This is a genomic window from Bombella dulcis (genome assembly GCF_026385505.1).
GTDB classification, from domain to species: Bacteria; Pseudomonadota; Alphaproteobacteria; order Acetobacterales; family Acetobacteraceae; genus Bombella; species Bombella dulcis.
On the sequence record NZ_JANIDV010000004.1, the window covers coordinates 212,665 to 219,557 of the forward strand.

The window sequence follows — 6,893 nt, forward strand, 5'->3', positions numbered from 1 at the left end:
CCATCAATAACAGTGTTTCAAATAAATACCTTGGCGTGAAACTTGATGTACTCCCTAATCGGGGTCAGGCAAGGGGCTGGACCAACCAAGCTGCAACTGAAGGCTATAAACCGCTTCACGAATGAGCAAGCCACATTCAACAAGCGCAACGTACTCCTATTCTAGGAAGTTCCACATAAAGACACGCCAGACACCCTCACACAGAAACAGACCCTTCCTCCATCCATTAGAAGAATAACTATACCTCAAAATAACACTTAGGACCCTAACATTGCCCGTACACCGTGTACCAGTTTCATAGCTCCATCAGCAGCACTTACCCAAGTCCCCACTGTTTTTACTGCAGAAAGAAGACGTTCCGTTATAACCTTGGCCTGCTCACTTCCCCCCTCAGAAGGACATAATTTTTCCATCTGATACGCATTCAAAGTTGCAGCTCCTAAGGCCTCATAGGCATTTTGTAAGCTTCCACTTTCTGGATGCTGCAAACACCATATTACAGCATCAACCTTTCTTTTAATTCTTATTTTCAATCCAATATCCAAGCAATCACTATCCAAAATAGAGAGGACACACTCAAGCTCTTCAATTAAATCATTCGTTTTTTCTACGGGACAAGCAAACTCTGGGAAATCAACCTCTAAAGCGTGACCTAAAAAACCCAATTCACCACACTTATCAGCCGTTATGGATATATGTGAAACGAAGTGAATACCACCACCGGAAAGGGCAAAATTTCCAAAATTTTCAGGTCTAACAAAATCATAAAAGTATTCCACTTTATTCAAAGCTGGAGGCTTCTGTGTTTCTTTCATCTTTCTTGAACTGCGTATCTGCTCACACAAGAGATCTAAATCGTCTCCTACATCAAAAATTTTCCTATCAATATTTTTATTGTCTAACTCGCCTTGGAGATCAAAATTATAACTCCATATTTGACGTATAGTCACAGGTTTAAGTTGATCCCTCATAAAAATAAAAACCCTATTAAATCCTAAAAAGACTTCTTCAAGCCTAAAAGCAATATTAGTCACTGTCATTAAAATCCTCACCTACAAAAAATTTCAAAAAAGAAGGGAAAATTTGTAAAAAATTACCTCTATTATCCTCCATATTTATATAATCTCCTTCTCACCAAGAAAGAAAAATATCTGCTCCAATCACCCATTTTCATGCCTTAACAAAAGACTCCCATGCACCTCTAACAGCTTTAATGTTATACAAATTCCTCAATATGAAAAAGGCTAACATACACCTTCTTCAACTGTTAGAAGCATCCTACCAAAAAACCACTATAAGTCCCAAGAAACTTCCCACCCACAACAGAGGCATCTCCTCCCATGAAAAACACCCTGCCCGGCTTCATCGGGCTGGCCCGCCTGTTCGACATGTTCGAAGGGGCAGCCATGCTGATCCTGTCCATCTGCATCACGCTAGTGGCCTGCCTTGGGCTGCTGCATGTCGTGGTAGCCGTTGCAAGGCTTGTCCTCCATGCCGGTCTCAGTCCCACGGAACCTGCCATTCTTCAGGAAATCTTCGGGCTGTTCTTCACGGTCCTGATCGCTCTGGAGTTCCGCCACTCCATTCTCGTGCTTCCCGGTTCGGAATCACAGGGAATGATCCGTATGCGGTCCGTTCTGCTCATCGGCATGATGGCAGCCGTACGGAAATTCATCGTGCTGGACCTGAATGGCGTGAATGTCAGTGAACTTCTGGCCCTTTCGGCGGCTGTCCTGTCCCTCTCCGCCGCTTACTGGCTGGTCCGTGGCAAGGCCATGACACGGGCTGATGCCGCCCCCCAGACGCCGCCCAGCCCGTAACAAATCATCCCACAATAAAAAAAACCCCTTTCCAGCTCCAGCAGCCGGAAAGGGGACAATCACCCTGCCGCCCACAAAAAGCGGCAGGCACACGTCATCAGATCAGAAGAACTGGACGTGAGACTTGAAGCCCAGCATGGCCGCATCCTTCAGGACACGCTGCATACCCGGATTGAAATAATACTGGAAATCCGGAGCAAAGGTCACACCCCGCATGACGTGAATACGGTACGTCGCCTCAAACGTACTGCCCCAACGCTGCACACCATAAGACCCCCACATCAGTGGTGCCCCACCACTCTCATAATAGGCACTCCCCGGTGCAGGAGCCATACCATGTTCAATCTGGAAACGCTGTGCATCACGAGTGTAGCGGCTAGACCCCGTATAAGAGAAGGAAACACCCACTGTATCCAGCGGACGAGCGGGCCAAAAGCCAGTGTCCACAAGCCCGAACGCATAAAGCTTACCACGCATAGCCGTGGAGGCCTTGTTCCAATACGCATCGAAAAAGGCGACTAAACCACCCTCAGGCGTATCCTGCGTCTTGTTCCGCATGATCATTTGATCAGCCAAAAACCACAAGCTCCAATTAAAATTACGACGAACACCCGTACCCGGCACCTCATCACCCACACCCCAACAGGTCGGGCAGTTGGGAATAGTCATAAGAGTCCGCCAGCCATTACGACGGTTCGGCGGGTTATACACACCCAGATAATGGTCAGACGTATCAGGAGCAAAACCAACCTTGTAATGTCCCAACAAATGCTTCTTACCAAACTCGGGCTCCCAACCCGCTTCAATCGGCGTCAGCACGCCACTGATATTGGCACCATTGAACTTGAAGCCCGTGCGGTTTTCCTGCACGCCATAAATGCCACGCTCGGGAAAATAGATACCCACCTGAATATAGGTGCTATTCGTGGGGCGACCACGAACACGGGCACCCCAGCTCGTCCCCGGATAGGATGACCGTGTATACGTATCCGTCACCGCCTTGGGGTTCCCACAGAAGGCATTGTTCATGAAGTTACAGTAGATCGGGCTATTGGCGAAGTCCGTATTGGTGGACATGCGGCCTGCAGCAATATTCAACCGCCCGCCCCAGAGTGTTTCTTCCCCGTAGAAATGGATAAGGTGGAACACCACATTGCCACCACCACCGTAAATTTCCTGACTGGGGTTCACATTGTCCCCAAACATCTTGCTGGCTGAAATGCCGTAACGGCCAACACCAATGACATGAGTCTGGAACCCCCGGATGCCGGCCAGCTTGTACCAGTCAATATCATTCTCAAGACTGTACTGACCAGAGTTGGACGCTCCTTGCTTCAATCCCAGTCCTTTCGTGGGAGAAGTGATGGCACCGGCAAACTCATTAGTATTATCCAGCATAAAGGCCACACCACGGTCCCGCAGCCATTCATTCCAACGCATCTTGCGAAACAGGGCTTCAGGTCGAGGCAGAGGCGGACCATCATTCGTCACTGGGTCGCCCTCATGAAGGGGAATATTCACACGCTGCAAAAGTTCTCGTCCATTCTCGCCATACACACCGAAATCCTCTGACGGATAATTAGAGTATGGACGAAGTTTAACTTGCTTAAAATAAACCTTAGCCGCATGCTCAACCTCGCCTCTTACCGGTTCCCGACCCACCAACGTTGGTTGTACCTGCTTTCCATTGCGTATGAACAAAGCTTCCCTTCCGTACGTCTTCCGAGGCGGCTCCACAATAGCAGTGGCCTGTTCCGAACGAAACTGGACCTGCCCCCCGCTCAGAGTTCCATCCGCAGCCCAGAGAGCATCAGCCTTCAAACATGAGAAAACTAAAGCCAATGCTAGACAAACTTTCTCCCTTCCTCGCACTTTTTCCCCTATAACAAACAAAATATTCAACGCAGCCAAGATATTCATATTTTTATTTTTCTCCGATAAACTGAGCAAAAACACCATCCTACGTCTCTATACAAAGACACTCAAAAAAAAAAGTGTTCTGACCCGGTTACTTAACTCTTAAAACAGAATAACTTACCTAAGATGCCTTTGCCCAGCACCTCGAAGCGAGTTTGCAAGGGTCAAATTTATTTTGAATCGCAGAGGTTCACAATCCACCTTACCCTCTATAAAATAGCCGATTGTACATTTAATACGATTTATCCTGCAACAAACGTTACTTTCGGTCCGCTCCTCTAAGGACCTCGCAAATTTCCACTATTAAATGACCAAAACGTACAGAAACGCCACCTATATTAAAATATTACTTAAAAATAGCGATCACAGGAAATAATTTTTAATATATTCTAGATTAATATTGTAGTCTTATACAAGATAAAATTATATTTAATGTTCAATTTTATAAATTATAAATATAATATCGATTTCTGCTCATTTTTCCTAAAAAATTTATCTTTCCGCAAATAATACTGCCAGCATGAATGTATTTTCCTTCTTTCTATCCGTTTTTACCGGTCAGGCAACCAATCAGCTCATCCACATGAACACCACCATTGGCGTCACACAAAACACCCTGACCCGTCGGCAGGGCATCTATTCCAGCGTCCAGCTCTCCATCAAGGAGCAGCTTTCCAACAATCTGGACGTCAATCTTGCCGAAGTCGCCACACGGTCATCCGATCTCAGCCTCCAGCTGAAAGCCTCCTTCTCGCTCATTGCGGACATGAAGAACATGTCGCTGGCTGATTATCTCTGACGCCACATCCGGCACGGCATCTGCCGGGTGACAGGCCGCCTCCCCTGCGGGAGGCGGCTTTTTTCATACCTGATTCCTCGGGGACATCTTTCATTTCTGGAAAATAAGGCAAGTTTTACACAAAATCTTTCTACCGCCCTTCCACAACGGACATCTAGAAAAAGACTGTAACGCCATACCCCATGAGGCATCGGCCCCTTATTAGAGTCATTATGGAGGCAGTCATGAATCATACTGAAAACACGGACATATCCCATAAAATCCTGCTGTCCGCCTACAGGCGCATGAAGACGATCCGTACCTTCGAGAACCGTCTGCATGAGGACTTCAAGGCGGGTATCGTTCCGGGCTTCACCCATCTCTATGCCGGGCAGGAGGCCGTTGCTGTCGGAATATGCAGCCATCTGACTGATCAGGACCAGATCGCCAGCACCCATCGCGGGCACGGCCACTGCATCGCCAAGGGCGTGGACGTCATGGCCATGATGAAAGAAATTCACGGGCGGCAGGGCGGCATCTGCAAGGGCAAGGGTGGCTCCATGCATATTGCGGACCTGAGCAAAGGAATGCTGGGGGCCAACGGCATTCTGGGTGCCGGTGCCCCGCTGGCCTGTGGTGCCGCCCTTGCCGACAGACTGGAAGGGAAAGGCCATGTCGCCGTGGTCTTCGGCGGGGATGGCGGCGTGAATGAAGGGGCCGTGCTGGAAAGCATGAACCTGGCCAGTGTCTGGAAACTCCCCCTGATGTTCGTCGTGGAAAATAACGGCTACGCCCAGTCCACGCCCCAGCACAGGACAACCTCCGTCAGCAGCTATGAAGATCGTGCCAGGGGCTTCGGCATGCCCGCCGTCACGGTGGACGGGCTGGACTTCATGGCCGTCTACCGCACAGCCGGTGAGCTGATCGCAAAAATGAGGGCCGGTGGTGGACCGGTGCTTCTGGAATGCCGGACCGTCCGCTTCTACGGCCATTTTGAAGGGGACAGCCAGGCCTATCGCCCTGCCGGGGAAGTGAAAGACGCCTGGAAGGACCGGGACTGCCTGCACATTTTTGCCCGGAACTCCGGTCTGGACAGAGCCGAACTGGACGCCGTGGACCGTGACGTTGAGCAGCTGATCGAAGCTTCCGTCCAGGAAGCGCTCAAGGCACCCCACCCGGCCCTGAATGAACTCAATGACGGTGTGTACGTCTCCTACTGAAACAGCATCTGAAGGAAAATCAGTCATGACCAGACATATTTCGCTGAAATCAGCCATCAATGAAGCTCTGGATCAGGAAATGGCCAGAGACCCGAAACTGCTCATTTTCGGACAGGATACGGCCGGTGGTGTCGACGCTGGCGGTGAAACGGACACATGGGGCGGTGTCCTCGGTGTCACGAAAGGCCTCTATACGAAATATGGCGACCAGGTGATCGATGCCCCGCCGACAGAAATGGCCTATGTCGGGGCCGCCATCGGTGCAGCCCTCTCCGGCTTCCCCGTCGTTGCGGAAGTGCCGTTCATCGACTTCATGGGCGTCTGTTTTGACCAGCTCCTGAATCAGGCTGCCAAGATGCGCTACATGTTCGGCGGCACGGCTGAAATACCGCTCGTCGTCCGCACGATGGTCGGGGCAGGTATCAACGGAGCCGCACAGCATTCCCAGATGCTGACAGCCATGTTCACCCATGTTCCGGGCCTGAAAGTCGTCTGTCCCAGCACACCCCATGACGCCAAGGGACTGATGATCGAGGCCATCCGGGACAGAGGCCCCGTCATTTTCTGTGAGCCGAAATATCTTTACGAGACCACCGGCCCTGTCCCGGCACACCCCTATGCTGTCCCCTTCGGGCAGGCCCATCGCGCCAGAGAAGGGCGTGACGTGTCCATCGTCACCTATGGGCCGATGGTGCCCCGGGCACTGGAAGCCGCAGCCGGACTGGCGGAAAAGGGCATTGATGCAGAGGTGATCGACCTGCGGACCCTCTCCCCGCTGGACATCGCATCCGTCCTGAAATCCGTGCAGAAGACCGGACGACTGGTGGCTGCTGACGAGGCCCATCCCCGCTGCAACATCGCAACCGACATCGTGGCACAGGTCACCGGACAGTGCTTCACCAGCCTGGAGACTGCTCCGCAGATGGTCAGTGCCCCTCATACGCCCGTGCCCTTCTCACCTGTTCTGGAGAAAGCCTACATCCCCGATGAAGAGCAGATCATGGCCGCCGTGATGAAGACGATGCCGTAACCCCCACACAGGAACTGATGGAGCTATCTCATGACAGCCCGGAACCATGACAGATACGCAACGGTTACCAGTGACGCCGCCAGTGGCCTCGTACGGGCCGTGCTGGAAGAAGGTGCCTCCCGGAACCT

The 6,893-nt window shown here is 51.1% G+C and carries 6 protein-coding genes; 4 read left to right on the plus strand and 2 right to left on the minus strand.

Features of this window, described 5'->3' with window-relative positions:
* Positions 1–257 precede the first annotated feature (257 nt).
* Positions 258–1,034 carry a hypothetical protein gene (locus NQF87_RS07420; protein ID WP_266127769.1) on the minus strand — a complete coding sequence of 259 codons (777 nt, stop codon included), beginning with the start codon at positions 1,032–1,034 and terminating at the stop codon, positions 258–260.
* A 306-nt stretch (positions 1,035–1,340) separates the two neighbouring features.
* Between NQF87_RS07420 and NQF87_RS07425 the strand changes: the two genes are divergently transcribed.
* Complete coding sequence (locus NQF87_RS07425; protein ID WP_266127770.1) at positions 1,341–1,820, plus strand: phosphate-starvation-inducible PsiE family protein; 480 nt, start codon at positions 1,341–1,343, stop codon at positions 1,818–1,820.
* A gap of 102 nt (positions 1,821–1,922) precedes the next feature.
* On the opposite strand, the gene NQF87_RS07430 is transcribed toward NQF87_RS07425, so the two are convergent.
* The gene (locus NQF87_RS07430; protein WP_266127771.1) at positions 1,923–3,341 is read right to left on the minus strand and encodes a carbohydrate porin; all 1,419 of its coding nucleotides are present in this window, start codon (positions 3,339–3,341) and stop codon (positions 1,923–1,925) included.
* A gap of 916 nt (positions 3,342–4,257) precedes the next feature.
* Here NQF87_RS07430 and NQF87_RS07435 point away from each other — a divergent pair.
* The 3 genes from NQF87_RS07435 to NQF87_RS07445 all read left to right on the plus strand — a co-directional run bounded on the left by NQF87_RS07435 (position 4,258) and on the right by NQF87_RS07445 (position 6,765).
* The gene (locus NQF87_RS07435; protein ID WP_266127772.1) at positions 4,258–4,536 is read left to right on the plus strand and encodes a hypothetical protein; all 279 of its coding nucleotides are present in this window, start codon (positions 4,258–4,260) and stop codon (positions 4,534–4,536) included.
* Between the two features lie 224 nt (positions 4,537–4,760).
* Positions 4,761–5,735, plus strand: a complete 975-nt coding sequence (locus tag NQF87_RS07440; protein ID WP_266127773.1) for a thiamine pyrophosphate-dependent dehydrogenase E1 component subunit alpha — start codon at positions 4,761–4,763, stop codon at positions 5,733–5,735.
* Between the two features lie 25 nt (positions 5,736–5,760).
* On the plus strand, positions 5,761–6,765 hold the full coding sequence (locus tag NQF87_RS07445) for an alpha-ketoacid dehydrogenase subunit beta (protein ID WP_266127774.1): 1,005 nt from the start codon (positions 5,761–5,763) through the stop codon (positions 6,763–6,765).
* The last annotated feature ends 128 nt before the right edge of the window (positions 6,766–6,893 follow it).